This is a genomic window from Saccharothrix sp. BKS2 (genome assembly GCF_047689505.1).
In the GTDB taxonomy this organism is placed as follows: domain Bacteria; phylum Actinomycetota; class Actinomycetes; order Mycobacteriales; family Pseudonocardiaceae; genus Actinosynnema; species Actinosynnema lopnurensis.
On record NZ_JAUQOL010000005.1, the window covers coordinates 18,526 to 45,315 of the forward strand.

22 protein-coding genes and 1 pseudogene are annotated in these 26,790 nt (G+C 75.0%); 10 read left to right on the forward strand and 13 right to left on the reverse strand.

What is annotated here, in order from left to right:
• Positions 1-23 precede the first annotated feature (23 nt).
• The 3 genes from Q5530_RS11260 to Q5530_RS11270 all read left to right on the forward strand — a co-directional run bounded on the left by Q5530_RS11260 (position 24) and on the right by Q5530_RS11270 (position 2,633).
• On the forward strand, positions 24-1,421 hold the full coding sequence (locus Q5530_RS11260) for an FAD-dependent monooxygenase (RefSeq protein ID WP_415362113.1): 1,398 nt from the start codon (positions 24-26) through the stop codon (positions 1,419-1,421).
• Positions 1,418-2,020, forward strand: coding sequence for a TetR family transcriptional regulator (locus Q5530_RS11265; RefSeq protein ID WP_415362114.1), 603 nt, complete (start codon positions 1,418-1,420; stop codon positions 2,018-2,020). Before Q5530_RS11260 ends, Q5530_RS11265 begins: the two co-directional genes overlap by 4 nt.
• Positions 2,021-2,264: 244 nt before the next feature.
• On the forward strand, positions 2,265-2,633 hold the full coding sequence (locus Q5530_RS11270) for a DUF3040 domain-containing protein (RefSeq protein WP_415362115.1): 369 nt from the start codon (positions 2,265-2,267) through the stop codon (positions 2,631-2,633).
• Between the two features lie 3 nt (positions 2,634-2,636).
• Here Q5530_RS11270 and Q5530_RS11275 read toward each other — a convergent pair whose 3' ends face one another.
• Positions 2,637-2,798, reverse strand: a complete 162-nt coding sequence (locus Q5530_RS11275; protein WP_415362116.1) for a hypothetical protein — start codon at positions 2,796-2,798, stop codon at positions 2,637-2,639.
• 321 nt (positions 2,799-3,119) lie between these two features.
• On the opposite strand from Q5530_RS11275, the gene Q5530_RS11280 reads away from it, so the two are divergent.
• Entirely contained in the window at positions 3,120-4,757 is a 1,638-nt protein-coding gene (locus Q5530_RS11280; RefSeq protein WP_415362117.1) for a cellulose-binding protein, read from the forward strand.
• Between the two features lie 71 nt (positions 4,758-4,828).
• Here the strand turns inward: Q5530_RS11280 and Q5530_RS11285 are convergent, their stop codons facing one another.
• On the reverse strand, positions 4,829-5,854 hold the full coding sequence (locus Q5530_RS11285; RefSeq protein WP_415362118.1) for a substrate-binding domain-containing protein: 1,026 nt from the start codon (positions 5,852-5,854) through the stop codon (positions 4,829-4,831).
• Between the two features lie 318 nt (positions 5,855-6,172).
• Here Q5530_RS11285 and Q5530_RS11290 point away from each other — a divergent pair, with 318 nt between their 5' ends.
• The 4 genes and pseudogenes from Q5530_RS11290 to Q5530_RS11305 all read left to right on the forward strand — a co-directional run bounded on the left by Q5530_RS11290 (position 6,173) and on the right by Q5530_RS11305 (position 11,217).
• Positions 6,173-7,219 carry a LacI family DNA-binding transcriptional regulator gene (locus Q5530_RS11290; protein ID WP_415362119.1) on the forward strand — a complete coding sequence of 349 codons (1,047 nt, stop codon included), beginning with the start codon at positions 6,173-6,175 and terminating at the stop codon, positions 7,217-7,219.
• Between the two features lie 123 nt (positions 7,220-7,342).
• Positions 7,343-7,853: pseudogene (locus Q5530_RS11295) on the forward strand (2Fe-2S iron-sulfur cluster-binding protein).
• The gene (locus Q5530_RS11300; protein ID WP_415362120.1) at positions 7,850-8,836 is read left to right on the forward strand and encodes an FAD binding domain-containing protein; all 987 of its coding nucleotides are present in this window, start codon (positions 7,850-7,852) and stop codon (positions 8,834-8,836) included. The pseudogene Q5530_RS11295 and the gene Q5530_RS11300 overlap by 4 nt, the downstream one beginning before the upstream one ends.
• Positions 8,833-11,217: a xanthine dehydrogenase family protein molybdopterin-binding subunit gene (locus tag Q5530_RS11305; RefSeq protein WP_415362121.1), complete on the forward strand. Its 2,385-nt coding sequence runs from the start codon at positions 8,833-8,835 to the stop codon at positions 11,215-11,217. The genes Q5530_RS11300 and Q5530_RS11305 overlap by 4 nt, the downstream gene beginning before the upstream one ends.
• 32 nt (positions 11,218-11,249) lie before the next feature.
• Here Q5530_RS11305 and Q5530_RS11310 read toward each other — a convergent pair whose 3' ends face one another.
• The 3 genes from Q5530_RS11310 to Q5530_RS11320 form a co-directional block, all read right to left on the reverse strand.
• Positions 11,250-11,981: a polysaccharide deacetylase family protein gene (locus Q5530_RS11310; protein ID WP_415362122.1), complete on the reverse strand. Its 732-nt coding sequence runs from the start codon at positions 11,979-11,981 to the stop codon at positions 11,250-11,252.
• A gap of 114 nt (positions 11,982-12,095) precedes the next feature.
• Positions 12,096-12,965, reverse strand: coding sequence for an AraC family transcriptional regulator (locus tag Q5530_RS11315; protein WP_415362123.1), 870 nt, complete (start codon positions 12,963-12,965; stop codon positions 12,096-12,098).
• Positions 12,966-13,153: 188 nt separating this feature from the next.
• A complete protein-coding gene (locus tag Q5530_RS11320; protein ID WP_415362124.1) occupies positions 13,154-14,755 on the reverse strand; it encodes an ABC-F family ATP-binding cassette domain-containing protein in 1,602 nt (533 codons plus the stop codon).
• A 267-nt stretch (positions 14,756-15,022) separates the two neighbouring features.
• Between Q5530_RS11320 and Q5530_RS11325 the strand changes: the two genes are divergently transcribed.
• A complete protein-coding gene (locus tag Q5530_RS11325; RefSeq protein WP_415362533.1) occupies positions 15,023-15,970 on the forward strand; it encodes a methyltransferase in 948 nt (315 codons plus the stop codon).
• Positions 15,971-15,977: 7 nt separating this feature from the next.
• Here Q5530_RS11325 and Q5530_RS11330 read toward each other — a convergent pair whose 3' ends face one another.
• The 4 genes from Q5530_RS11330 to Q5530_RS11345 form a co-directional block, all read right to left on the reverse strand.
• The gene (locus Q5530_RS11330; RefSeq protein WP_415362125.1) at positions 15,978-17,468 is read right to left on the reverse strand and encodes a helix-turn-helix domain-containing protein; all 1,491 of its coding nucleotides are present in this window, start codon (positions 17,466-17,468) and stop codon (positions 15,978-15,980) included.
• 306 nt (positions 17,469-17,774) lie between these two features.
• The gene (locus tag Q5530_RS11335) at positions 17,775-19,022 is read right to left on the reverse strand and encodes a type III PLP-dependent enzyme (RefSeq protein ID WP_415362126.1); all 1,248 of its coding nucleotides are present in this window, start codon (positions 19,020-19,022) and stop codon (positions 17,775-17,777) included.
• Entirely contained in the window at positions 19,019-20,584 is a 1,566-nt protein-coding gene (locus Q5530_RS11340) for an AMP-binding protein (protein WP_415362127.1), read from the reverse strand. The genes Q5530_RS11335 and Q5530_RS11340 overlap by 4 nt, the downstream gene beginning before the upstream one ends.
• A gap of 57 nt (positions 20,585-20,641) precedes the next feature.
• Complete coding sequence (locus tag Q5530_RS11345) at positions 20,642-20,887, reverse strand: acyl carrier protein (RefSeq protein ID WP_380639957.1); 246 nt, start codon at positions 20,885-20,887, stop codon at positions 20,642-20,644.
• A 202-nt stretch (positions 20,888-21,089) separates the two neighbouring features.
• Here Q5530_RS11345 and Q5530_RS11350 point away from each other — a divergent pair, with 202 nt between their 5' ends.
• Positions 21,090-21,791 (forward strand): MOSC domain-containing protein, encoded by a 702-nt coding sequence (locus Q5530_RS11350; protein WP_415362128.1) that lies wholly within the window; start codon positions 21,090-21,092, stop codon positions 21,789-21,791.
• Positions 21,792-21,974: 183 nt separating this feature from the next.
• Here Q5530_RS11350 and Q5530_RS11355 read toward each other — a convergent pair whose 3' ends face one another.
• The 4 genes from Q5530_RS11355 to Q5530_RS11370 all read right to left on the reverse strand — a co-directional run bounded on the left by Q5530_RS11355 (position 21,975) and on the right by Q5530_RS11370 (position 26,780).
• The gene (locus Q5530_RS11355; RefSeq protein ID WP_415362129.1) at positions 21,975-23,147 is read right to left on the reverse strand and encodes a right-handed parallel beta-helix repeat-containing protein; all 1,173 of its coding nucleotides are present in this window, start codon (positions 23,145-23,147) and stop codon (positions 21,975-21,977) included.
• A gap of 328 nt (positions 23,148-23,475) precedes the next feature.
• Positions 23,476-24,879, reverse strand: coding sequence for an MFS transporter (locus tag Q5530_RS11360; protein WP_415362130.1), 1,404 nt, complete (start codon positions 24,877-24,879; stop codon positions 23,476-23,478).
• A gap of 479 nt (positions 24,880-25,358) precedes the next feature.
• Complete coding sequence (locus Q5530_RS11365) at positions 25,359-26,009, reverse strand: SRPBCC domain-containing protein (RefSeq protein ID WP_415362131.1); 651 nt, start codon at positions 26,007-26,009, stop codon at positions 25,359-25,361.
• A 321-nt stretch (positions 26,010-26,330) separates the two neighbouring features.
• Complete coding sequence (locus Q5530_RS11370; RefSeq protein WP_415362132.1) at positions 26,331-26,780, reverse strand: enediyne antibiotic chromoprotein; 450 nt, start codon at positions 26,778-26,780, stop codon at positions 26,331-26,333.
• Positions 26,781-26,790: the final 10 nt, after the last annotated feature.

The following is a 26,790-nucleotide window of genomic DNA, read 5'->3' on the forward strand; positions in this document are numbered from 1 at the left end:
TGTTAGTGACTAACACTACCCTCATGGCAGTGGTGGTGGTGGTGGGCGCCGGACCGACCGGCTTGGCGGCGGCGTGCGGGTTGGCGGTGCGGGGCGTGCCCGTCCGCGTGGTGGACGCGGCGGACGGGCCGGCCCGGACGTCGCGGGCGCTGGGCCTGCAACCGCGCGGCGCGGAGGTGCTGGACCGGCTCGACGCCCTGGGCGACCTGCCGGAGCGGTCGGTGGGCGTCGAACGGGTGGTCGTCCACGTCGGTGGCCGCCGCGTCGGGGAGCTGCGGGTCGGGGAGCCGACGGAGCTGGTGCGGCGACCCGGTCTGCTGGTGTCCCAGGCCGAGGTGGAGGCCCGGTTGCGGCGGCGGCTGGACGGGCTGGGCGTCCGCGTCGAGTGGGGCACGCGCGTCGAGGGCCTGGCGCGGGAGGACGGCCGCGTCGTGCTGGCCACGTCCGCCGGCCCGGTCGACGCGGGGTGGGTGGTCGGGTGCGACGGCGCGCACAGCGTGGTGCGCGCGGCCGCCGGCATCGGGTTCCCCGGCGTGTCGCTGGTCGAGGGCTTCGTGCTGGGCGACGCGCGGGTGGACCTGCCGCTGCCGCGCGACGCCGTGGGCGTGTGGGTGCGCGGTGGCGGGATGTTCTCCGCCTTCCCGCTGCCCGGCGGGGTGTGGCGGTTCATGGCGCCCGCGCCCGGCACCCTGGTTGCCGACGTGCCGGCCGTCCTGGCGCGCCTGGCCGAGCGGCACGCCGGGCTGCGGATCGGGCCGGCGGCGGAGTGGGTGTGGACGTCGGTGTTCCGCATCCACCGGCGGCTGGCCGACCGTTACCGCCGGGGCCGGGTGCTGCTGGCCGGGGACGCCGCGCACGTCCACAGCCCCTTCGGCGGCCAGGGCATGAACACCGGTCTGGGCGACGCGGAGAACCTGGCGTGGCGGCTGGCCCTGGTGGTCCCGGGCCGGGCCGGTCAGGGCCTGCTCGACGGCTACGAGGCCGAGCGCCGGCCGGTCGCGTCCGACGTGCTGGCCTCCACCAGCGGCCTGACCGGCCTGGTGCTCGGCGAGTCCGCGCCCGCCCGCGCGGTGCGCGACCGGGTGCTGTTCCCGCTCCTGGGGCTCCCGCCGGTGCGGAGGCTGGTCTGGGAGCACGCGTCGCAGCTGAGGACGGGCTACGCCCGCTCGCCGTTCGGCCGACGACCGCGCGTCGGCGACCGCGTCGCCGGGGCCGCCCGGCTCACCGGGTTCCGCTGGACCCTGGCGGCCCCGCCGGACAGCGGGTGCGCGCCGGTGGCCCGGGAGGTGCTGGGCGACGTGCGCGAGGTGCACCGCGACGGCGAGGCGCTGCTGGTGCGCCCGGACGGGCACCTCGCGTGGCGCGGCCGGGCCGAGCCGGACGCGCTGCGCCGAGCGCTGGCGGTCATGCTTGACCGGTGACCACGGACCAGACCCGGCCCGCCGGGGGACTGCGCGAGCAGCGCAAGGCGCGCACCCGTCGCGCGATCCGGGAACACGCGCTGCGCCTGTTCCTGGCCCAGGGCTACGACGAGACGACGGTGGAGGAGATCGCCGCCGCGGCCGGCGTGTCGCACATGACCTTCTTCCGCTACTTCCCCACCAAGGAAGCCGTGGTCGAGGACGACGACTACGACCCCCTGATCGCCGCCCTGGTGCGCGAGCGGCCCGCCGGGGAGGACCCGGTCACCGCGCTGCGCACCGCCCTGCGCACCGGCCTGGACGCGGTACTGGCCTCCGACCGGGACGCCCTGTACACCCGCACCCGCCTGATCGTCACCACCCCCGCCCTGCGGGCGCGGCAGTGGCTCAACACCGACGCCACCGGATCGCTGCTGGCCGGAGCGCTGGCCGAGCGCGAGGGGGTCCGGGTGGACCTGCGGCTGCGGGTGATCGCGGCCGCCACGACCGCCGCCCTCGTCACCGCCCTGAACGCCTGGGTCGACGGCGGGGGCGCGCGGGACCTGCGGGACCTGGTCGACGAGGCGTTCGCGGCCCTGGGCTCGGGACAGCGGTCCTGAACGGCGCGCCGCCACCACCGACGAGCGCACCGGACTCCTGAACCCCGGCGCGGCGGACCGACTTCCCGAGCGGGAACCGCAGTCCTGCGGCCGGGGAGTCGCTGCTTGCCGGTGTCCGGCAAGGAACGGGGCTTCCGCTCGGCCGCGTTCGCCCCTTTTGCCCACCGCCCGGCCAGGAGAGCATCAAGGGGAACGGCGGCCGAGGTGTCGGCCGCCGAGCCGGGGGGCGAGGGGAGGGGCCGACATGCGGTGGTCGCTGTGGCTCGTGCTGATCGGATTGCTGCTGGCCTCGCTCACCCGCACCCCACCGGTGGCCACCGCCCTCGCCACGGGCCTGGTCACCGCCGGGTTCGGCGCGCAGCGCCGCTTCCGCGACCGGCTCCCCCACCACCGCTGCGGCGTGGCGGGGTCGGGACGCGCCGCGCTCCTCCTGGCGCCCGTCGTGCTGAGCCCCCGGGAGCGGGAGCTGTTCCGGGCGATCGAGGGTCGGCTGGAGACCGAGGACCCGGATTTCGCGCGACGCCTGCGCTCCCTGACCCGGCCGCGCACCGCCCCCGGACCGGGCGAACCCCTCCCGCCGGACGCCGACGGCCCGAACCGCCGCGACGCCTGACGCTCAGCGCCCGCCCGTCCGGTAACGCGCGAGCAGGAGCAGCACCACCCCCGCCAGGGCACACCCCAGCCCCGTGAACACCGCCGCGCGCGGCCCCTGCTGGATCGCCGCGCCGGCGATCAGGACGAGGGTCACCAGGCCGAACACCGCCGCTTTCCCCGCCATCACCGCTCCTGTCCTCCGTGGCCGAGCCCCGTCGCGCCGACCGCGACCCCAAGGGGGCCAGGGCAACGGTAGCGATCTCCGTGGGGACCACCGCGTGATGAACCGCGCTGGACAACACCTGCCGAAAGTTTCGGGACACCGAAACCGGGCTTGCCGCACCATCTTCCCGTGCCCGAGCAAGGCATTCGGCCGCACCACCGGCAGATGAGACGCAGCGGTGTTGACAACTTTCGGCAATCGGTCCGAAACTTTAGGCAGTCGGTACGTGATCAGCGGTCGCGGTCGCGACCTACCACCCACCTGTCTCAAAGGAGAGCACCGGTGATCATCAGCTTGGGTCGCTTCAAAATCCGTTCGACGGTCATCATGCTGGCGATAGCGGCGTTGACGCTCGCCGGAGCGCTGGTGGCGACGGCCAAGACCACGCCCCTCCGGACCGCCGCCGGTGACGTGTCCATCGCCGCGGTGGAGGACGACGGCGCGGACTGCCCGGTGACCCTGCCCGGGTCGACCCCGTCGAACTCGCGGTTGCCCGACCCGTTCACCCGCGTCAACGGCACCCGCATCGGCACCAAGGCCGACTGGCGGTGCCGCCGGGCCGAGATCCGGGAGACGGCCGAGCGCTACGTCTACGGCGACAAGCCCGCCAAGCCCACCAGCGTCACGGGCACGGTCTCCGGCTCCGGCATCACGGTCAACGTCTCGCACAACGGCCGCACGGCCGGGTTCTCCGCCACCGTGCAGCTGCCCAGCGGCACCGGCCCGTTCCCGGCGGTGATCGTCTACGGCGGCTTCGGCGGCGACACCGCCACCATCCGCTCCTCCGGCGCGGCCGTGATCAGCTTCGACCCGTACTCCGTGGGCCGTGAGGGCACGCCGCGCAACAACAAGCAGGGCGCGTTCTACAGCATCTACGGCAACACCAGCTCCACCGGCCTGCTGGCCGCCTGGGCGTGGGGCGTGTCCCGCATCATCGACGTCATCGAGTCCAACGGCGGCAACGTCCTGCGCGCCGACATCGGCGTGACCGGCTGCTCGCGCTTCGGCAAGGGCGCCTTCGCCGCCGGCGTGTTCGACCAGCGCATCGCCCTGACCATGCCCATCGAGTCGGGCACCGCCGGCCTGCCCATCTACCGCGGCGTCAACGCCGAAGGCGGCCAAACCCTCTCCAGCGCCTACGGCGAGCAGCCGTGGTTCGGCGACGCCTTCGGCTCCTACACCGGCAACCCCAACGGCCTGCCCATCGACACCCACTCGTTGGTCACCATGGTCGCCCCACGCGGCCTGTTCATCATGGACAACCCCCACATCGCCAACCTGGGCCCCAGGTCCGCCAGCGTCGCCGCACTGGGCGGCGCCGAGGTCTACAAGGCACTCGGCGCGCAGAACAACATCCTCTACCACTCCAACGTTTCCGACGGCAACCACTGCGCCAACCGGTCGGAGTGGCGCACCCCGCTCCAGCAGGCCATCGGCAAGTTCCTGCGCAACACCGGCAGCTTCACCGGCGGCATCACCATGCACAGCAAAGCCACCGGCAACCTCTCCCAGTGGCGCGACTGGACCACCCCGACGCTGACCGACGGTCCGGGCGGCACCACCACGACCACCACCACAACCACCGGCACGACGACCACCACCGACACGACCACGACCACGACCACGACCACCAGCAACCCCCCGGGCGGCGGGAGCTGCACGGCGACCTACGCCGAAGGCCAGAAGTGGAGCGACCGCTTCAACGGCCAGGTGACCGTCTCCGGCACCGACGACTGGGTGGTCACGGTCACCCTGTCGTCCCCGCAGAAGGTCATCGCCACCTGGAACACCAGCGCGAGCTGGAACTCCGCCGGCAACGTGATGACCGCCCGTCCCAACGGCAACGGCAACGTGTTCGGCTTCACCGTCCAGCACGGCGGCAACTGGAACTGGCCCGCCCTCTCCTGCCGGGCCGGCTGACGACCGGATGACGACCCGGTGACGCCGGCGGGGGTCCGGGCGACCGGACCCCCGCCGGCGTCACCGGGTCGTCAGGGGTGGCGGGGCGGGGCGGTGCTCCGCCGCACCACGAGTTCGGTGGCGAGGTCGATCCGCTCGTAAGGCGGGCGCTGCCCCCGGGCCAGGGTGATGGCCATCTGCGCGGCGACGGCGCCCATGTCGCGCAGCGGCTGCCGCACGGTGGTCAGGGGCGGACCGCTCCACTCGTTGATCGACAGGTCGTCGTAGCCGACCACGGACAGGTCGTCGGGAACCGACAGGCCCAGCTCGTGGGCCGCGCGCATGACGCCGAGCGCCTGGTAGTCCGAGCCCGCGAAGACGGCGGTCGGCCGGTCCGGTCGGCCCAGCAGCTCCAGGCCGTGCCGGTAGCCGCTCGTGGCGCGGAACTCCCCGTAGCGGACGTGGTCGGGCGCCGCCGACAGCCCCCCGGCGGCCAAGGCGCCGCGGAACCCCTCCACGCGGGCGCGGCTGCACGGCAACCTCATCGGCCCGGAGATCACCGCGATGCGCCGGTGCCCGAGCTCGACCAGGTGGCGGGTCGCGGCCTCGCCGCCCGCCCGGTTCGCCGAGCCCACCACGGGCACGCCCGGCGGCTGCTCCTCCGCGGGGTCCACGAAGACGAACGGGACGCCGGCCGCGGTCAGCCGCCTGCGCTGCCCGTCGCCCAGCTCGACCACCACGAGGACCACGCCGAGCGGCCGGCGGTCGAGCAGGTCGTCGAACCAGTCGTCGCGGGGCCGGTGGTCGCCGCCGAGCTCGGAGAGCACCAGGGCCGCCTGCTCGGCGGAGAGCACCTGCTCGACCCCGCGGATGATCTCCATGGCCCACTCGGAGTGGATGTGGTCGAACACCAGCTCCAGCAGCGAGGGCCGGGTCGGCAGGCGGTCGGGCGCCGTCCGGTGCGGGTGGCGCTCCGCGGCCCCTCCCCCGCCCGACCGGGCGTCACCGGCGGCCGACGACGTGCCCAGCCCCGCCAGGACGGGCTCGCCCGGGGTGCCGACCCGCTGGTCCGGCACCCGCTGCGCACCTGAGCTCCACGACTGCGGCGACGTGCTCATGCCTGTCCCTGTCCGCGAGATGGTCTGACGAACGACGAAGAACGACGGCGGCGCGGGACCCTGGTCGGGCCGGCCCGGCTGGTCGGCCCGGGGTGACCGCACCCCGGCACACCCACGGTACGACGCGAACCGGCGAGCGCCCGTTGAGACGCGATGTTGCGCGGAAGTTTCGCCGCGCCAAGGGCTTCCGCCGCGGACGCGGCCCGCGCGAGCCGGTGGCATTGACACGTTTCGGGGCATTGCCCGAAACTTCAGGCGGGCACGGTGGGTGACCACGACCGCCGACGCCTCCCCGCTCACGGAAGGAGAGGCCCGCGCATGACCCCGGCGTCGAGGCCCGCGCCGGGCTCCTCCGACCGCGGCGGTGCGACGATCGCCCAGATCGCCGGCCTGGCCGGGGTCTCCACGGCCACCGTCTCGAAGGTGGTCAACGGCCGCGCCGACGTCGCCCCCGACACCCGGGCCGCCGTGGAGCACATCATCCACGAGTACGGCTACCGCCGGCCGAGGAAGGGCGCCCGCCCCACCCTCGTCGAACTCGTCCTGCACGAGATCAAGGGCGCCTACGGCATGGAGGTCATCAAGGGCGTCGAACGCGTCGCGGTGGAGCACGAACTGGCGCTCGTGGTCTCCGAGCTCCAGGAGAGCCGGGTGCCCGGCCGCAACTGGATCGAGGCGGTCCTGGCCCGGCGTCCGGCGGGGGTCGTCGCCGTCATGGACGGTCCCACGCCCGCCCAGCAGGAACAGCTGCGCAGCCGGGGCATCCCCCTCGCGCTCGTCGACCCCGCCGGTGAACCCGGCCCGGAGCTGCCCTCCACCTCCGGCGACAACTGGGGCGGCGGCCTGGCCGCCACGCGCCACCTGCTGCGGCTGGGGCACCGGCGCATCGCGGCCATCACCGGACCACCCTCGTCGCTGCCGAGCCGGGCGCGGCTCGACGGCTACCGCACCGCGCTGGACACCGCCGGCGTGGCGGTCGACCCCGGCCTGGTGCGGGTGGGCGGCTTCCACCTCGAGGACGGCCTCGCCCGCGGCCTGGACCTGCTCACCCTCCCCGACCCGCCCACGGCCGTCTTCGCGTTCAACGACGCCCAGGCGATCGGCGTCTACCAGGCGGCCCACCGGCTGGGGCTGCGCGTGCCGCGGGACCTGAGCGTGGTGGGGTTCGACGACCTGCCCACCGCGACCTGGGCGATCCCCGCGCTGACCACCGTGCGCCAGCCGCTGCGCGACATGGCCGCCACCGCCACCCGGGTGGTCATCGACCTCGCGCGGGGCGCCACCGCCACCGGGTACCGCTCGATGTTCGCCACCGAGCTGGTCGTGCGCGCCAGCACCGCGCCGCCGGGCGCCGACGAGCACTGACGGGCGCCGACGGCCACCGGCAGGCCCTGACGGGACCGCCCCGCGTCCTTGCCAAACGGAACAGTGCTCCGTATCGTTGCGGACCGGTGTTCCGGTTGTTTCGACCTACCGCGGGGAGCGAGCGTGGTCGACAGGCGTGGTCCGATCCTGATCAACGGCACCGCGGTCGACCCGCCGGCCGACCCGCGCGTGTCGCTGCTCGACCTACTGCGCGAGGGGCTCCACCTGCACGGCACGAAGAAGGGCTGCGACCAGGGCGCGTGCGGGGCTGGTCGACGGCGAGCGCATCGTGTCGTGCCTGGCGCTGGCGGTGCAGTGCGCGGGACGGGAGGTCGTCACCGTCGAGGGGTTGGCCGGCGAGGACGGCCCGCACCCGGTGCAGCGGGCGTTCCTGGAGCACGACGGCTTCCAGTGCGGCTACTGCACGCCCGGCCAGCTCTGCTCGGCGGTGGGCCTGGCGGCAGAGGTGGCGCGCGGGGCGCCGAGCCACGTCACGGCCGACCTGTCGGCCGAGCGGGTCGCGCTCACCCACGACGAGCTGCGCGAGCGGATGAGCGGCAACCTGTGCCGGTGCGGCGCGCACAACGGCATCATCGCCGCGATCGCCGAGACCTGCGCGGAGGCGGCGGGATGAGGCCCTTCACCTACACCCGGGCCGGCGACGAGGCCGAGGCCGTCCGATCGGCCGCGGCGCCCGGCGCCCGCTACCTCGGTGGCGGCACGAACCTGGTCGACCTGATGCGCGGCACGATCGAGCGACCGGCCGCGCTGGTCGACGTGACGGGCCTGTCCTCGGGCATCGAGGAGCGCGGGGACGGCGGCCTGCTGATCGGCGCGGCGGCGCGCAACACCGCGGTCGCCGAGCACCGCGCCGTCCGCACCCGCTTCCCGGTGCTCTCCCGCGCGGTCCTGGCGGGCGCGTCGGCGCAGATCCGCAACATGGCGACGGTCGGCGGCAACATCCTCCAGCGGACGCGCTGCGCCTACTTCTACGACCGGGTCGGGTCGCGCTGCAACAAGCGGGACCCCGGGCAGGGCTGCGACGCGGTGGACGGGATCAACCGCACCCACGCCGTCCTGGGCGCCTCCCCCGCCTGCGTCGCCACGCACCCGTCGGACCTGTGCGTGGCGCTCGCCGCGCTCGACGCGGTGGTGCGCCTGCGGGGTGTCCGGGGCACGCGCGCGCTGCCGCTGGTGGAGCTGCACCGGCTGCCCGGCGACCACCCCGAGGTCGAGACCGTCCTGGAACCGGGCGAGCTGATCACCGCGGTCGAGCTGCCGCCGCCGGACCCGGGGGCGCGCTCCGCCTACCGCAAGGTCCGCGACCGGGCGAGCTTCGCGTTCGCGCTGGTGTCGGTCGCCGCCGTGCTGGTGGTGGAGGACGGCGTCGTCCGGGATGTGCGGCTGGCTCTCGGCGGCGTCGCGCACAAGCCGTGGCGCGCGAGCACCGCGGAGCACGCGCTCCGGGGTGGGCCCGCCACCGTGCGGGCGTTCCGCGCCGCCGCGGAGGCCGAGCTCGCCGTCGCCACCCCGTTGCGCGACAACGGGTACAAGGTCGAACTCGCGCGGCGCGTCGTCACCGCCGTCCTCGGCGAGCTGGCGGGGGGCGACGCGTGAGCGGCGTGGGCGCCGTGGACGGCACCGCGCCGGGCCCGGCGGGCGAGGTCCCCGGGCCGGGCCCGGAGAGCCGGTGGCCGGGTGGCGACCCCGACCCGGAAAGCCGGGAACCAGGTAGCGACCCCAACCCGGAAAGCCGGGAGCCCGACGACGAGCCCGCCCCGTCGACCCGGCCCGACCGGGGGTGGATCGGCGCGCCGGTGCCGCGTGTCGAAGGGCCGCTCAAGGTGCGGGGCGAGGCGACCTTCGCGGCCGAGGTCGTGCTCGACGGCATGGTCTACGCCGCGCTCGCCTTCAGCACCACCGCCAAGGGGCGGATCGCCGCGCTGGACACCGCCGAGGCCGAGGCCGCACCGGGGGTCGTGCTGGTGATGACCCACCGCAACGCGCCCCGGATGCGGCCGATGCCGCAGTTCGACACCAGCGAGAAGGCGGCGGGCTACGACACCCTGCCGATCATGCAGGACGACCGCGTCCACTGGAACGGCCAGCCGATCGCGGTCGTGCTGGCGGGGACGCAGGAGCAGGCCGACCACGCCGCGTCGCTGGTCCGCGCGACCTACGAGGCGGAGCCCGCCACCACCTCCTTCGCGCGGGCGAAGGCCGCCGGCACCGAGGCCGGGTGGTTCCGCGGGCCGCTGCACCTGGAGATCGGCGACGCGGAGGCCGAGCTGGCGGCGGCGGCCGTGTCGGTGGACGCCACCTACCGCACGCCGCCGCAGAACCACGACGCCATCGAGCCGCACGCGGCGACGGTGGTGTGGCACGGCGACGACCTGGTGGTGCACGACGCCTCGCAGTCGGTGGCCCACACCGCCTGGTCGCTCGCCCACGTCCTCGGCGTCGACGAGGAGCGGGTCCGCGTCATCTCCCCCTTCGTGGGCGGCGGCTTCGGCGGGAAGCTCCTGTGGCAGCACCAGGTGCTGGGCGCGGCGGCGGCCAGGCTCGCCGACCGGCCGGTGCGGATCGCGCTGTCGCGCGAGGGCGTGTTCCGGGTGGTCGGCGGTCGCGCGCCCACCGAGCAGCGGGTGGCCATCGGCGCCGACCGCGACGGCCGGTTCACGGCCCTCGTCCACACCGGGACGCAGGCGACGACCCGGCACAACGCCATGCCCGAGCCGTTCACCGCGCCGGCGCGCAGCCACTACGCGGCGGGCAGCGTCAAGCTCGACGTCCAGGTGGCGTACCTGGACGTCGTCGCCAACAGCACCATGCGGGCGCCGGGTGGCGCGGTCGGCAGCTACGCCCTGGAGTGCGCCGTGGACGAGCTGGCGTTCGCGCTGGGGGTGGACCCGATCGAGCTGCGCCTGCGCAACGAGCCGGACCGGGACCCGGCGGACGGCAGGCCGTTCTCCTCGCGGCACCTCGTCGAGGCGTGGCGCGCGGGCGCGGAGCGGTTCGGCTGGGACCGGCGCGACCCGACCCCCGGCGCGGTCCGCGAGGGCGAGTGGTGGGTGGGCACCGGTTGCGCGACCGCGTCGCACCCCTACGTCCGGATGCCCGGCGGAGCCGTGCGGATCACGCTGACCGACCGGGGCCGCGCCCTCGTGGAGGTCGCCGCGCACGAGATGGGCATGGGCACCGCCACCGCGCAGACCCAGGTCGTCGCCGAGCTGCTGGCGCTCCCGCCGGACCGGGTGTCCTTCGCCTGCGGCGACTCACGGATGCCCGGCCTGGTGATGGCCGCCGGGTCGCAGCAGACCGCGTCGATCGGCGCGGCCGTGATCGCGGCCCGGCGCGTGCTCATCGCCGAACTGCTCGAACTCCTCGACGACGGGTCACCGCTCGCGGGGCTCGCGGCGGAGGAGGTCGGCGCCCTCGACCGCGGCCTGGCCAAGCTCGACGACCCCTCCCGGCACGAGAGCTACGCCGCCGTCCTCGCCCGCGCCGGACGTGCCGAGGTCGTGGTCGAGGCGAGCGGTCCCCCACCGCTGGAGGCGGCGACCTGGTCGATGCACTCCTTCGGCGCGATGTTCTGCGAGGTCCGCGTCAACGCGGTCACCGGTGAGGCGCGGGTCAGCCGCTTCCTCGGCTCGATGGACTGCGGGCGGGTCCTCAACCCCAGGACCGCCGCCGCCCAGGTCCGGGGCGGGATCGTCATGGGGCTGGGCGCGGCGCTGGTGGAGCGGACCGATGTCGACGAGCGCACCGGCCGCGTCGTGAACGCCGGTTTCGCCGAGCACCACGTGCCCGTGCACCTGGACGTGCCGGAGATCGACGTGATCTGGACCGACGTCCCCGACCCGCGCGCACCCCTGGGCGCGCGCGGCATCGGCGAGGTCGGTGTCACCGGGACGGCCGCCGCGGTGGCGAACGCGGTCTTCCACGCGACCGGCAAGCGCGTCCGCGACCTGCCGCTGACCCCCGACCGGCTGCTGTGACGGCCACCTGTCACCGAACGAGCAGCGGCGGGTCAGCTGCGGAACCAGGCGCGCCGGTACTGCCGCCCGACGGTCAACGCCTCGCCCAGGGAACGGCCGACCAGACCGCGTTCGCCGTAGGCCCCGAGCAGCCTGCGGGTCAGGTCGCCCCGGTCCACCGCCGGCGCGGGCCCGTCCTCCACGCCGTCGGCGGGACCGGCGAAGCCGTCGTGGCCCAGTACGATCGACCCGGCCCGGCTGTCGCGCACCGCGCCGGCCACCCGGTCGGCCTGCGGCACGTCCTGCCAGTCGCGCAGCACCGGACCCCACAGCACCGGCACCAGCCCGTCCCGCGTCACCGCGCGCCAGGTGCGCGGCGACTGCGTGCCGTACGGCGGGCGGAACCAGGTGACGCGGCGGCCGATCAGGTCCTCCAGCTCGGCCCGGCCGGCCCTGGTGCGCCGCTCGACCTCATCCGACGACAGGCCGGTGAGCCGGCGGTGGTCCACCCCGTGCAGCGCGATCTCGTGCCCCGCCGACACCATGTCCGCGAGCAGTCCCGGAAAGCGCCGGGCACGGGTCAGCAGCACGAAGAAAGTCGCGGTGGCGCGGAAATCGGCGAGTGCCGCCAGCACGCCCTCCGTGCCGCCCGGCTCGGGGCCGTCGTCGTAGGTGAGCACGACGTGCGGTGCCTCGGTCCGCACCCCGCACACCGAACCGGCGATCCCGCCGAACAGCCGTTCCACCGGCTCCGCGAGCTTGCGCGCCCGCGATGGAGCAGTCATCGGCCCGTCCCCCCGTGGTCGCGAAAAGCCCATGGTAGGCGGGGATTTTCCGGATCAGGCCGCACAATGCGGTACCGGCCGGCCGCCTCCCGGGGGACACGGCCGGCCGGGTGTTCACGCCGGTTCGACGGGCAGCCACAGCTCGCAGGTCGCGGTGCTGAAGTCGGCCGCGCGGTCGAGCACCGCGACGATCGAGGGCCCCGGCCGCGAGCGCCACGGGTTGGAGGGGAACCACTCGGTCGCGGTCGCGGCCCAGGCCGTCTGGAGGGCCTCCGGGTGGGGCCCGGAGGTGCGGAAGACCGCCCACCGGCCGGCCGGCACCTCGATGGCGTCGAGGTCGCCGGGGACCGGGGTGTCGCCGGTCAGGGCGACCCCGTGCAGGTAGGTCAGCTCACTGCCCTCGGTGGCGTCGGGGTCCAGGTCGTCGCAGACCTGGAGCAGGCCCCGCGGTTCGGCGTCGCCGAGGGACTTCAGCCGCTGGTGCTCCTCCGGCGGCAGCGCGGCGATGTGCCGCTGGATGTGCGGGTTGACGCCGTGGTGGATCAGCGGGACCCGGGCGGCGTGCCCGACGAGCCGGAACGCGGGGTGGTCGACGAGGCGGGTGTCCATGGGGGTTCTCCCTTCAACGGTCAGGCGGAACCTGAGCTGCGGTTGTGAGCGGAGGGGGCCCCCGTCCCGGCGGACGTCACCGGGGCCCGCGCCGTGGACGGCCCGGAACGCGCGGCCGAACGCCTCGGTCGAGCCGTAGCCGTGCCGGACGGCGATGTCCAGCAGGTCGCCCCGGCCCCGCACGACGTCGGCGGCGGCGACGGTCATGCGCCGCCGGCGCACGTACTCCGACAGCGGCATCCCCGCCAGGGACGAGAACATCCGGCGCAGGTGGTACCCGGTCGTGCCGAGTTCCCTGGCCGCCGAGTCGACGTCGAGCTCCTCGCCGAGGTGCTCCTCGACCAGGTCGACGAGCCGGTTGAGTGCCGAGATCATGGGACCTCCTTCCGGGTTCCACCTTGACCGACCGGGCCCCGGACGCGCCCGATCGCGGCGAACCGATGCGATCGGACGGGCACCGGGACCGTTTCGCAGGGCTGTTTCGCGGGACCTCCGCACCGGGCCGTTCCACGCGGTTCGCCGCACCGGACCGCGCTCACCGGATCGCGCTCACAGCGCCGCTTTCACAGCGCCAACCGCGGCCAGGGCCCGGTGTCGCGCAACAACTGCCGGTCGTGCGTGGCGATCACCACCGCGGCCGGGGTGGAGCCCAGGGCGTCGGTCAGCTCGTCGACGAGCGCGGCCGACAGGTGGTTGGTCGGCTCGTCCAGCAGCAGCACGTGCGGGCGGACCGCCAGCACCAGCGCCAGGTCCAGCCGCCTGCGGGCGCCCACCGACAGCTCCGCCACCGGCCTGCGCCCGTCGTACCCGTCGAGCAGGCCCAGCTCGCCCAGCCCCGGGCCCGGCACGCCCGACCGGGCCAGCCGCTCCTCGTACAGCTCCACCGCCGTGCGCCGGCCCGGCGGGTCGGACTCCTGGCCCAGCCGCCCGACCCGCACGGACCGGCCGCGGGTCACCGTGCCCGCGTCCGGCGCCAGGTCGCCGGCCAGCACGGTCAGCAGGGTCGACTTGCCCGCGCCGTTGGGCCCGGTGACCACGAGCCGGTCCCCCGCGTCCAGCGCCAGGTCGACCGGGCGCGCGAGCCTGCCGGCCACGCCCACCCCGGCGGCCCGCAGCAGGGTCGCGCCGCCGGGACCGGGCAGCTCCGGCATCGCGAACCGGGACGGCGGCGGCGGGACGGCCACCACGTGCGCGGTCAGCTCCTCCTGCCGCCGGTGCACGGCCCGGACCAGGCCGGGCGCCCGGGTGGCGCGGGTGTGCCTGCCGTGCCCCTTGGCCGGCCGCCAGTTGTCGCGCAGCCGGTTCCGCGTCGCGGCCAGGTCGTCGGCCAGGCGCTGCCGCTCGGCCACCTGCTCGGCGTGCAGCGCCTCCCAGCGGGCGCGCTCGGCCCGGCGGGCCTCGACGTAGGCGGGGTAACCGCCGCCGTAGTACCGCGGCCGGCCGTCGGAGGACGGGTCGAGGTCGACCACGGAGGTGGCCACGTCGGTCAGCAGCGCCCGGTCGTGGCTGACCAGCACGACGACGCCCGGGTGGGCGCGCAGCCGCTCGGTCAGGTGGTCGAGCCCTGCCGCGTCGAGGTGGTTGGTGGGCTCGTCGAGCAGCAGCACCGGGTGCCCGGCGCCGAGCAGGCAGGCCAGCCGCACCCGGTGGCGCTGCCCGACCGAGAGGGTGCCGAGCGGGCGGGCGCGGTCGTCGACGGCGTTCAGCGCGGCCAGCGAGACCTCGACCCGCCGGTCCGCGTCCCACGCGTCGAGCGCCTCGGCCTCCGCGAGCGCGACGGCGTAGGCGTCGTCCGCGCCGGGAGCGCCGTCGGCGAGCGCGTCGGCGGCCTCCGCCAGGCGGGCCAGGGCGCCGCGCACGGCGGTCAGTTCGAGGTCGACCAGGGCGCCGACGGTGTCGCCGGCGCCGAGCGGGAGCTGCTGGTCGGCCACGCCGACCGAGCCCGCGCGGCGCACCTCGCCGCGGTCGACGGGCAGGTGGCCGGCGAGGACGCGCAGCAGGGTGGTCTTGCCGCGACCGTTCTCCCCGACGACGGCGACCCGGTCACCGGCGGCGGCGACGAGGTCGACCCCGGTGAGCACGGGCCGCCCGCCGAAGGAGAGGTGGACGCCGGACGCGCGGACGTGCGCCGCGCGCACGGGTGCGGGCGGGAGGGGTGAGGACATGAGGGGACTTGCCTCCGACGAGAGGTGATGAGCGGGAAGGGCGAACTCCGGTACCGCGGTTCGCGGTACCGGCGGAGGCGTCGTCCCTCAGAGGAAGAACAGGTGCTGCATCACGAGCGCCAGGGTAGGACAGCCCCGGTGGTCGGCGCACCCGGGTTTTCCCCCGGGCGGCGGGTTTTCCGTTGACGCACCTGCCACAGTGGACTCGTGGGGTGGGACGACGAGGACGCGAACCAGATCCGCCGGGCCGCCGGGTTGGCCACGCCGATGGCGCTGCGGGTGGCGGTGACGCTGGGCCTGCCGGACCGGCTGGGCGGGGACGGCGCTCCCACCGGGGACCTCGCGGCCGAGCTGGGCGTGTCCCCGGTCGCGCTGGAGCTCCTGCTGACCCACCTGACGACCCTCGGCATCGTCGAGCGCACCCCCACCGGCCACCGGACCACCGCCTACGGCGAGAACCTCCGCGCCGACGCCGACAACGGCCTGGCCAACCTGCTCGACCTGGGCACCGCGGGCGGTCGCGCCGAGCTGGCGTTCGTCGAGCTGGCCCACAGCGTCACCACCGGCCGCGCGGCCTACCCGCACCGCTACGGGCGGGACTTCTGGACCGACCTGGGCGAGCACGCGCGCCTGCGCGAGTCGTTCGACCGGCAGATGACGCACCGGTTCGAGGCGCAGCTCCCCCGGGTCGTCGCCGGTGTCGACTGGTCCCGGTTCACCACCCTCGTCGACGTCGGCGGCGGTCGGGGCGGCCTGCTGGCCGCGGTCCTGACCGCGCACCCCGGGCTGCGCGGCCACCTGGTCGACCTCGAACCGACCGCCGCCGAGGCCCGCCGCACCTTCGGCGCCCACGGCCTCGACGAGCGGGCGCGGGTGACGGCGGGGAGCTTCTTCGACCCGCTCCCGGCCGGGGCGGACGCCTACCTGCTGTGCGACGTCCTGCACAACTGGGACGACGAGCACGCCGGCCTCGTGCTGGCCCGCTGCGCGGAGGCCGCGCGCCCCGGCGGGCGCGTCCTGGTCGTCGAGGGGATCGGGGGGCTGCCGGCCGGCAGCGAGGGCGGCCTGGCCATGCTGGTGATCTTCGGGGGCCGCGAGCGGCGGCTCGACGAGTTCCGCGCGCTCGCCTCACCGCACGGCCTGGTCCTCGACACCGTGACCGAGCTGACCGGGCAGCGCTGCCTGCTGGAGTTCCGGTTCGCCGACGACGGGTGAGGACGGGTCACCCCGGCGGCGAGCCGGGGTGCGCCAGGAGCGCGTGGTGCAGGTCGTAGCGGTCCGACGGGCCGTCCACCAGCGACCGGCCCAGGAGTTCCTCGACCCGCGAGAGGCGTTTGCGCAGCCCGTGCGCCGAGATCCCCAGCGCGGCCGCGGCGGGGGCCGTCCGCAGGTCGTGGTGGAACCAGGTCCGCACGGTGGTCAGCAGCGTCGCCCGGTTGGCGGGCAGCAGCGGGACCAGCCGGTCCTCGGCCCAGCGCCGGACCTCCGGGAGGTCCAACAGCTCGGGGAACCCGATCACCCCCACCTCCGCGTCGGGGTGCGGCCGCTCGTCGATCAGCTGCACCGCCAGGTGGAGCCGGGCCTGGACGTCGAACCGGGTGAGGTCGCAGCGCAGCTCGGCGCCGATGCGGTGCAGGCGCGCGGCCAGCGTGTTGCGGTGGACCTTCAGCTGCGAGGCCGCACGGGCGCCGAAGTCGAGCCACGACAGCAGCGTGACCAGCAGTTCGAAGGCGTCGGGGTCCTGGGTCCGGGCGGGCCGGTGCGCCAGCAGCGGTGCGAGCGTGCTCGCGGCCCACGCCTGCCCGGCGTGGCCCAGCAGCTCGCCCAGCTCGCCGCGGGGCGAGAACCGGGCGTACCGCTCGGGCCGGCGGCGGGCCACCGACAGCGCGTGGAACGCCTGCTTGTACCCGACCGGCACGTCCCGCAGCACCACTTGCAGCCCGACGCCCATCCGGGTGTCGGGGACGGCCTCGGTCAGCTCCCGGATCAGGTGCGTCGCCGGTGGCGCGCCGGCGGGCCCGGCCGGGGCGATCACGATGACGTGCCCGCTGTAGACCGGGCACGGCACCACCCAGGCGGCCTCGCCGAACACGTCCCGGCACCGCGCGGAGAGCCGGCCGCGGGTGTTCGGGGCGCCCGAGACGAGGTACACCCGCGCCAGGTCGGGCAGCGGCGGGCGGAGGACCGCCGCGGTCCGGCGGGCGCCGGACAGGTGCCCGACCATGAGCAGGTGCAGCACCGCTTCGCGCACCGCCGCGTCGGCGGCGTCGAGCCGCTCGACCCGCTGCTCGGCGATCGCGGCGCGGCGGCACAGCCGGAGCGGGTCCACCGCGGCGGCCAGCAGGCTCCGGTGCGCCGCGGTCAGCGGGCCCCGGCGCGCGACGACGAGGACCGGCCGCGCGGGCGGTGGCCCGACCGGCAGCACGGCGATGTCGTGCCCGTCCGCGTGCACCGCGGCGGAGTCGACGTCCCCGGCGCGCACCCGGTCGACGTCCTCGGCGACCACGCGGAGCAGCCGCTCCGCGCCCGGCGGGACGGCGACCGCCTGCTCCTCGTGCGGCCCGGTGAGCACGACCTCGCCGGCCAACCGGCGGGCGAGCAGCTCCAGCACGCGCCGCACGCCGTCCGGTCCGGTCGCCTCCTGGTACAGCAGCCGCAGGTGGTCGTCGTCGGTGTGGTGGTTCGCGCTCGTCCGCGTGGGCCGGCTCGGCACTCCGGGCAGCTCCCCCGTCCGTGGTCCTCCCCGCCCGGGACCGGGGTGGCGCAGGTGGGTCGGCGCAGCGGGAGGTGACCGGATGCCGGACGCACTGTGCACACCGGCACTGGGGCGGCTCGCCCCGGGAGTCTAGCGTTCCCGGTGACCGTGACCGACCCCCGAGAGGGTCGGCTCGGGTGCCCGGGACGGGGGACCTCCGAGGGGGGCCGGTTCACCGCGGGGCAGAACCGTGGGGTGTCCCGGACCGCTGGGGGAACCCGGGGCACCCCACGTCCACCTCGCGGACCCGGTCAGCGGACCCGGTCAATCGGCGGACGGGCCGACGGGGACCCGGTCGTGCCGCAGCCTCGACGCGGACACCACGTGCCCGCCCCGCACCACCAGCTCGACCGGCGCGGGCCGGCTCAGGAACGCCAGCAGGCTCGCCGTCACGCCGTAGGCGCCCGCGTTGGGGATCGCCACCACCTCGCCGACGCCCAGGTCCGGCAGCCCCACCTCGCGCGCCAGCACGTCACCGGGCGTGCACAGCGGTCCGACCAGGCTGGCGACCTGCGCCACGTCGTCCCGGTCCGGCCTGGCCGCCAGGGGCATCAGCCGGCCCAGGCCCGCCATGCCGCCCAGGGCGTTGATCCCAGCGTCGAGCACCAGGAACCGCCGACCCCGGCTGACCTTCACGTCGACCACCGAGCACAGCAGCTCGCCGCTGTCGCCGACCAGGTAGCGGCCGGACTCGCAGGCCACCAGCGGATCGCCCGCGCGCCAGTGCGGGAAGTGCAGGTCCAGCGCGGCGGACAGCTCCACGCGCAGCTTGTCGTAGACCGGCCGCGCCCCCGGCACCGCGTAGGGCGCGGCGAACCCGCCGCCGATGTCCAGCAGCCGCAGGGGCAGCCCCGTCCGGTCGCGCAGCCGCGCCGCGGTCGCCAGGCTGTGCTGGAACTCACCGACCAGGCTCGCCTCGTCCCTGGCGTTGCTCAGCGGGAACAGGTGCAGCCCGGTGATCCGGGCGCCCGGCACCGAGGTCAGCTCGTCGACCAGGTCGGGGAGCACCTCGCTGTCGAAGCCGAACTGCGAGGGCGCGCCCGTCATCCGGATGCCCGTGGCGGCGTGGCCGGCGGCGCTGTTGACCCGCAGCAGGCAGTCCGCGACCACGCCGTGCGCGGTCGCCACCGCGCCGATCCGGCGCAGGTCCCCGACCGATTCCGCGGAGAACGCGCGCACGCCCGCGCGGACCGCCTCGGCCAGTTCCGCGCGGGTCTTGCCCGGCCCGGTGTAGAGGGCCTGGGCGGGGTCGTAGCCGGCCGCGAGCGCGGCGGCCAGTTCGCCGGTCGAGCTGAGTTCCGCGCGGCACGGCGGGCCGTCGCCCTCGCGCAGGGCTCGCGCCACGTCCGGGTGCGGGTTGGCCTTGAGGGAGTAGAACAGCGCGCACTCCTCCGGCAGGCTCGCCCGCAGGTCGCGCCGCGCCGCCCGGACGCGGTCCAGGTCGTAGACGTACAACGGGGTGCCGTAGCGCCGGACCCACTCGGCGTGCCGGCTCACCGCGTGCCGGCTCACCGCCCGCCGCCCGCGAACAGCAGCGCCAGGTCGCCGCGCGCGTTCTTGCCGTTCGGGGTGAGCGGCAGCTCGGGCAGCACGTGGCAGACCGCGGGCACCTTGGCGGGCTCCAGGCGGGCGCCCAACTCGTGCAGCACCTGGTGCGGCGCCAGGTCGGTCGCGACGCAGATGGCCAGGTCGCGGCCCTCGGTGGGTGCGAGCACGGCCGCGGCCCGCACGCCGGGCACGTCCATCGCCGCCGCCTCGATCTCGACGGTGCTCATCCGGGCCCCTCGGCGCTTGAACAGGTCGTCGCGTCGGCCGGTGAACCAGAGGTTGCCCACCTCGTCCAGGCGGCCGTAGTCGCCGGTGTGGAGCACGGTGCGGTCGCCGTCCCGGCGGAAGGTGCGCGCGGTCAGCTCGGGCGCGCGCCAGTAGCCGGCCATGACGTGGGGACCCGCCACCACGACCTGGCCGACCTCGCCGGGAGGCAGCGGGCGGCCCTCGTCGTCCACCACGAACACCTCCGTGCCGGGCAGGGCGGGACCCACGGAGCCGGGCAGCTCGCGGTCGCGCTCCGGCGGCATGATCGTGATCCGCTTGCACTCGGTGGTGCCGAACATGCGCACCACCCGGGCGCCGGGGAACGCGGCGCGCAGGGCGTCGGTGGTCGCCTCGGGCAGCGCGGCGCCGGTGTTGGTGAACATCCGCACCGGCGCCGCCGGCCCGGACCCGCGCGCGGCGAGCGCGACCGCCATCGACGCCAGCGACGGCACGACCGGCACCACGGTCGCCCCGCAGTCGCGGATGGCGTCCAGCAGCCGGAACTCCGGCTCCGCGCCCGCCAGCACCACCTCGGCGCGGGCGAGGGCGGCGAGCAGCACCTGGTAGAGGCCGTAGTCGAAGGACAGCGGCAGCCGGCAGAACACCACGTCGGTGTCCCGGTAGCCCAGGACGGCCTGGACGGCGGCGGCGGCGAACCGCACCCGCCCGTGCGGGCACATCACGGCCTTCGGCGCGGCGGTGCTGCCGGAGGTGTAGATGAGCAGGGCGAGGTCGGTGCCCGCGACCCTCACCCGTTCGGGCAAGACGTCGTGCGCGGACGACCCGGGCACCTCGGACCCGGGCACCCCCGGCCCGGCCACCCCCGGTCCCGCCACCTCCAACCCCGCCACCTCCGCCCACGCCTCCCGCAGGCCGTGCACGGGCACCGGCGTCAACGCGCGCACCGCGTCCACCTCGGCGTCGTCGACCACCAGCAACGCCGGTTCGGCATCGGCGACGACCGACCGCAGGTGGAACGCCTTCATGGCGGGGTTGACCGGCACGAACACCGCGCCGCACCGGGACGTCCCGTGCAGCAGCGCGACGAACTCGAGCGAGTTGGGCAGCCGCACCAGCACCCGGTCGCCGGGGCGCACGCCCCGCGCGGCGAGCCAGTGCGCCACCGCGAAGCTCAGCCGCCTCAGCCGCGAGTAGGTCCAGGAACCCGCCGCGTCGCGCACCGCGGTCCGCTCCGGGGCCTCGGCGGCCGCGTCGTCCACCAGCCCGTGCAGGGTCCCGTCCAGGACACCGTCCGACAAGGTCTTCCCTTCCGTTGGGCGCGGGTCCGCGCAGGGGTCGCTCGGTCGGCGGCCCCGTCAGCCCCGGGCCCGGGACAGCGTGATGGCCTCCCACAGCCGCCCGGGGGTCTCGAAGGTCTCCACGGCCAGGTGGGCGCCCTCGAACCTGATGTCGTAGGCCGTCTCGACCTCGGTCAGCAGCTCGATCACGGCCATCGAGTCCAGGCCGTAGTCCCTCAGGCCGCTGTCGGGCTCCAACCGCTCACCCGCCCCGAGGAAGGGCAGGTGCCGCACGACCAAGTCCTCGAAATCCTGGTCCCACACAGTGCGATCTCCCTTTCGTCGGGTGCGGCCGGACCGCCGGTTCGCGGGGAAAGTAACGAGTCGCCGCCGAGCCCGCAGCGCCAAGAGCACCTGGTTCACCACTTCGGGTGGTCATCACCCGGTGGTGGTTCGACGAAGTGGATAGGGCTGCTATCCATCTCGTGGCATGATCTTCCGGTCGGCCCGATCACGAGGAGGTCCCGTGCCCACCGCGAACGGCGCACGAGTGCTGGTCGTGTCCGTCGGCGCGGTGCGACCGCTGCCCTGGCACGGGCGCACCGTGGCGTCGGGCATCCGGAAAGCCCCCGTCCCGGGCCCGGTCGAGGTCACCGGGCTGGGCTTGGCGGGCGACGAGCAGGGCGACCGGAAGCACCACGGCGGGCCGGACAAAGCGGTCCTCGTCCACCCCCACGAGCACTACCCGGCGTGGGCCCGAGAGCTGGGCGACCTCACCCCGCCGGCGTTCGGCGAGAACCTCACCACGTCCGGGGTCCTGGAGGGCGACGCCGTGCTGGGGTCGGTCTACGCCGTCGGCACCGCCCTGCTCCAGGTGACCCAGCCGCGCCGGCCCTGCTTCAGGCTGGCCGCCCACCACGGCGTCGAGGACCTGGCCGTGCTGACCCAGCGCAGCGGCCGGACCGGGTTCTACTGCCGGGTGCTGCGCCCCGGCCGGGTGGCCGCCGAAGACCTCGTCGAGCTGGTCCACCGGCCGCGACACGGCATCACGGCGGCCGAGGTGCACCGCGTGCTCAACGTCGACCGCGCCGACCGGACCGCCGCCCGCGCCCTGCTCGACCACCCCGGTGTGCTGCCGGCCCCCTGGGTGGCGCTGCTCCGCCGACGCCTCGACGGGCAGCTCGACGACCAGACCGACCGCCTGCACGGGCCGGCGCCGGACCGGTGACCACCGCACCCACGCCAGAGGGGTCCACGTGAGCACCACCGAGCACGCGACCGGGCACCGGCGACACGGCTGAGCCGGCCGGCACCGCAGAACCGGACGGCCCTGCCGGCCAGGACCGACGGACGAGGGGCCCGGTTCCGCACCTCGGAACCGGGCCCCTCGTCGGGGTTCGTGCGGTGGGGCTCAGCTGCCGGCCCGGCACCCGCTGATCGCCCCGGCGCAGTTGTCCGGCGCGTTGCCGCTGATCAGGCCACCGGTCACGGTCATGGTGCCACCGGCCAGGTTGGCGATCCCGCCGCCGGGCGCACCGGCGGTGTTGCCCCGCACCGTGCTCTTGATGACGCGGAACAGGCCGCCCGCGCCGTTGACCAGCCCGCCGCCCGCACCGGCGGCCCGGTTGCCCGACACCTCGGTGCGCTCCACGGTCACCACGGCGCCGCTGCCGTTGAGCACGGCCGCGCCCGACCCGTCGGTGGTGTTGCCGAGCACCTTGCTGTCCTTGACCGTCACGGGCCCGCCCGCGACGACCACGACGCCACCGCCCTGGTTGTCGGCGATCGTGCTGTTGACGACGTCGAGCTTGCCGGTGTTGGTGAGCGCGCCGCCCGAGTACGGCGACACGTTGTCGCGGACCTGGCTGCCGGTGATGGTCATCGAGCCCGCGCTGTTGACCACGGCGGAGCCGGCGTCGGCCCGGTTGCCGGACAGGGTGGAGTTCTGGAGCACGACCTTGCCGTTGCTGCTGCCGATGCCCCCGCCGTAGAGGGAGGTGTTGTCCTTCACCACGCTGTCCACCAGGGTCAGCGTGGCGGCCACGCCCGAGCTGCTGATGCCGCCGCCGTTGCCGGTGGACGTGTTGCCCGACACCTCGGTGCGGACCAGGCGCACCGCGCCACCGCTGTTCTCGATCCCGCCGCCGAAGGTGGAGGTGTTGCCGGTGATCTTGCCGTCCGTCACCTCGACCGAGCCGCCGTAGGCGTTCACGATGCCGCTGTTCGTGCTGCCCGTGACGGTGACGCCGGACAGCGCCAGCACGCCCCGGTAGCGGACGTCGAAGACCGAGTCGCCGCCGCTGAGCACGAGCCCGCCGGCGGGTGCCGTCAGGGTCAGCTTGCCGGTCAGCGGTTCGAGGCCGTCGGGCCCGACCGACACCGTGCAGCCCTCCGCGTCCATGGCGATCTCCTGGGTCACCGCGGTACCGGCGTTCGCCTGCCGGATCCAGTCGTTCAGCACCGTCCCCGACAGCGTCGCGCACACCATCGCCGTCGGCTCCGCCGACACGGGCGGAGCCACCACCACGAGGGCGAGCGTCGCCCCTACCGCGCCATTGAGCATCCGCCTGCGCGACGCCTGCATGAGCACTCCCCGTTTCGTTTCGTGCACCCACTGTCCGATGTGGAGACTACTATTCGAAACGATACCGCGCTATGGCCCGTGACCAGGGGAGTTCCAGTCCAGTAACGGAAGAACACGAGCCGTAATCGTCCAAAACGCACCGGTGGCTACGAAGACGCATAGCATTGTGCGTCACAGTCGAACAATGTCATCACGTGGAGTCAGCAAACGAACGCGGTCCGCATCGGACACCCGGGGGATGACCGGCCGATCCGTCGTTCCGGCGATTTCCCCACGAGCGAAGTCCATTATCCGCGAGGAATTCACCGAAAGCGGCCCGGCCGGTCCGTCAGCGAGCGGGGTGCGGGGTGCGCACGGTGAGCGCGGCCAGCACCGCGACGGCCGCCACCACCGCGGTCGCGACGCCGAAGGCGGCGGCGGTCCCGGAGGTGGTCACCACCGCGCCCGACCCGCCACCGGCGCCGGCCACGGTCACCAGCACCGCGACGCAGAGCGCGGTGCCCAGCTGGGTCGTCATGTTGAGCAGCCCCGAGGCGAGGCCCTGCTGCCGGTCGGGGACGCCGGCGGTGCCGATGATGGTCACCGCCGTGTAGAAGGCGCCGCCCCCGACCGCCACGAGGAGCATCCCGGGCAGCAGGGCGTCCCAGGTCCCGTTCGCCGCGGAGGCCCGCATGAGCAGCGCGGTCCCGACCGCCATGACCGCCGCCCCGCCCACCAGCGCGCGCTTCGCGCCGTACCGCGCGACGAGCCGCGACGTCGAGGTCGCCGAGAGCGCGACCCCCACACCGAACGGCACGAAGAACAGCCCCGCCGCCAGCGGCGTCAGCCCGGTGGCGTCCTGGAGCTGCAACGACAGCAGCGAGGTCGACGCGCCGAACGTGCCGTTGCCGAGCAGGCCGAGCGCGTTCACCGCCCCGACGTTGCGCAGGCGGAAGACCTGCAACGGCAGCAGCGGGCGGCGCAGCCGGCGGTCCACCGCGAGGAACACGCCGACGCCGAGGCAGCCGAGGGCGACGAGCACCGCGGCGGACGTGGCCGTCTCGCCGCCGGCGAGGACCGTGCAGCCGTAGATCACCAGGATCAGGCCGGCGATCCCGGGCACCGCGCCGAACACCTCCGCGCGCGGGCGCTCCACCCGCTCCCCCGGCGCGCCGAGCACCTGGAACGCCGCGACCACCGCCGCCACCACCAGGGGCACGTTCACCAGCAGCACCGCGCGCCACCCGAACCCGTCGGTCAGCACGCCGCCGAGCAGCACGCCCAGGCCGAACCCGCTGGCCGAGGCGGCGACGAACCAGCCGATCATCCGGTTGCGGTGCGGTCCCTCCGGGAACGTCGTGGTGATCAGCGCGAGCACGGCCGGCGCGACCATCGCCGCCCCGACGCCCTGCACCGCGCGCATGGCCACCAGCACCTCGGGAACCGGCGCGCAGCCGCCGGCCAGCGAGGCCAGGCCGAACACCGCGAGCCCGGTCACCAGCAGCCGGCGCCCGCCCAGCAGGTCGACCAGCCTGCCGCCGAGCAGCAGGAAACCGCCGAACGTCACGGCGTACGCGCTGGCCACCCACTGCACGCCGGACGTGCTGAACCCCAGCGAGCCGCGCATGTCCGGCAGCGCCAGGTTGACGATGGAGAAGTCGAGCAGCAGCAACAGCTGCGCGCCGCACAGCAGCACCATGGCCACGCCGCGCCGAGCCGTCGCCGAGCCGTCGCCGACCCGCGCCCCGCTCACCCGGCACCGCCCGCACGGGCGCTGGAGTCGGTCCCGGCCGTCCAAACCCCCCACGAATTCATATAGGCAATCGCATGCACGTTCGCATGCTGGTCACCAGGGGTTCGGACCTGACCTGAACCGGGCATCGAGCCTCCCCACCGGGCCGCGGTTCACGAGACCCGCGTAGCACAGGTCGGTATGCTATAGACCACTTAAGTGAAAGTCACGACCTCCTTCGGACCACGCATCGGGTTGACCTCGCGCGAAAGACGGGCCGCGCACCGGCGCCGGACCTCGCCCACGGCCTCGTCCGTCGACCCGCGACGCCGGGCTCGGCGGGGGTCCGGGACCGCTCTCCCCCGCCGACGCCACCGCGTCGCGCGCTGCCCGGTCCGTGGGGACCCGTGCCCGCGGCGGGAGCACCGCGTGTCCGGTGTGGACGGCGGATGCCGGTCACACCGGACCGCGGCCGCGCCCACCGGCGTGGAGCAGCGTCGTTACAGGGGTTGCTCGACGCCCGTGAAGTAGAACTCCGTCGTGCGCTTCTCGGCCGCGCGCGCGTCGGTCTCCGGGATGCCGTCCTCCACGGCCAGGTCAGCCCACCGGCAACTGCTGTCGGCGAAGAACTGCCTCGCGTCGTCGGTCACCTCCCACACCTTGCCCTCCTCCGCGAGCACGGCGCCGGTGGAGACGTGTAAGGCCAGCCCGAGGAACATGCAGTCCCAGCCGACACCGGTCGCACCGGGACCGAACTGCGCCCAGCGGTAGGCCGCGACGTCGGCGGTGTGCACGAGGGTGAGGCGGGAGCGCTCGTCGCCGACCGCCTCCATCCGCACCTCGATGCGCGAGATCCGGTCCTTGAACTCCCAGGAGGAGGAGAACCCGTGCGGCGCCTCGCAGGTCGCGATGGTGCCCGCCGCGTTGCCCTCGATCTTGAACCGGCCGCCGACCCGGAGGTCGCCGGACACCGCGGGCAGCCAGCGGACCAGCCGCTCCCGGGTGGTGCAGGCGGCCCACAGGTCGGCGACGTCGGTGGCGTACTCCTGGCTGAGCGTCGCCACCACGTGCCATCTTTCGCCGTTGTCGGCCGTGCTCAGGGACCGCTCGACCGCGTCGAGCTGCCCCCTGGTCTTGATGTTGTCCGTCATGTCTTCCCCGCTGTCCGTGGGTTGTTCCGCTGCGGGCGGCTTCGATCCACGCCGCACCGTGCGGTCGGGACGTGCACCACGCACAGGGCGCGTTTCCACCGGCGTCGGCCGTTCACGGACGCGTGCCCGCGGTGTCCCGGGGACACCGCTCGACCGGCACGCGGAACCCGCGCTCGTTCGAGTCCACTGCGGGTGTGCCGCGGTCCTGGCCCGTCCGGCAGGTGAAGGTCGCGCCCTGGGGCGCGGCGGGAGCGCCGGGCTCCGGCTCCCGATGTGGCGAAGCCGGGGCCCGGCGGTCGTTCGGGTTGTCCCTCGCGGCGTTTACGCGAAGGCGAGCACCACGCCGGAACCCTCCTGGCGGTTGCCGACGGCGACGAAGCAGCCGGGCTTGACCGACGCGCAGTCGACCGGGCCGATCGGGTTGCCGTTCTCGTCGTGCGCCTCGAACACGCGGCGCACGTTGAGCCGGGTCTTGCCCTCACCACCCTCGCCCAGGATCAACGACTGGGTGTGGCTCCAGTCGCAACCGACCACGGTCTCCGTCACCTGTGCGCACTGCTGGGTGAACACCGCCGACCTTGGTTTGAAGCCGGAGATGTCGACCGTGACGTCGATGGTGGCCGGCAGGGCGGCGGAGGGGGACACGACGACCTTCGCCGCGAGGGCCTGCGGCTGGGCGACGGCGGTCGGCACGACCGCCAGCGACAGGCCGAGGGCCGCCGCCGCGGCCAGCCCGAACTTGACGCGCGCGGAACCGGGTTGAGCCTTCATGGTTTCCTCC

Excerpts from the sequence above, each read along its gene's own strand:
- Q5530_RS11370 (WP_415362132.1), bottom strand. The coding sequence starts at position 26,780 with ATGAAGGCTCAACCCGGTTCCGCGCGCGTCAAGTTCGGGCTGGCCGCG.
- Q5530_RS11300 (WP_415362120.1), top strand. The coding sequence starts at position 7,850 with ATGAGGCCCTTCACCTACACCCGGGCCGGCGACGAGGCCGAGGCCGTC.
- Q5530_RS11365 (WP_415362131.1), bottom strand. The coding sequence starts at position 26,009 with ATGACGGACAACATCAAGACCAGGGGGCAGCTCGACGCGGTCGAGCGG.
- Q5530_RS11320 (WP_415362124.1), bottom strand. The coding sequence starts at position 14,755 with ATGTCCTCACCCCTCCCGCCCGCACCCGTGCGCGCGGCGCACGTCCGC.
- Q5530_RS11260 (WP_415362113.1), top strand. The coding sequence starts at position 24 with ATGGCAGTGGTGGTGGTGGTGGGCGCCGGACCGACCGGCTTGGCGGCG.
- Q5530_RS11285 (WP_415362118.1), bottom strand. The coding sequence starts at position 5,854 with ATGAGCACGTCGCCGCAGTCGTGGAGCTCAGGTGCGCAGCGGGTGCCG.
- Q5530_RS11355 (WP_415362129.1), bottom strand. The coding sequence starts at position 23,147 with ATGCAGGCGTCGCGCAGGCGGATGCTCAATGGCGCGGTAGGGGCGACG.
- Q5530_RS11325 (WP_415362533.1), top strand. The coding sequence starts at position 15,023 with ATGGCGCTGCGGGTGGCGGTGACGCTGGGCCTGCCGGACCGGCTGGGC.
- Q5530_RS11275 (WP_415362116.1), bottom strand. The coding sequence starts at position 2,798 with ATGGCGGGGAAAGCGGCGGTGTTCGGCCTGGTGACCCTCGTCCTGATC.
- Q5530_RS11315 (WP_415362123.1), bottom strand. The coding sequence starts at position 12,965 with ATGATCTCGGCACTCAACCGGCTCGTCGACCTGGTCGAGGAGCACCTC.
- Q5530_RS11270 (WP_415362115.1), top strand. The coding sequence starts at position 2,265 with ATGCGGTGGTCGCTGTGGCTCGTGCTGATCGGATTGCTGCTGGCCTCG.
- Q5530_RS11310 (WP_415362122.1), bottom strand. The coding sequence starts at position 11,981 with ATGACTGCTCCATCGCGGGCGCGCAAGCTCGCGGAGCCGGTGGAACGG.
- Q5530_RS11290 (WP_415362119.1), top strand. The coding sequence starts at position 6,173 with ATGACCCCGGCGTCGAGGCCCGCGCCGGGCTCCTCCGACCGCGGCGGT.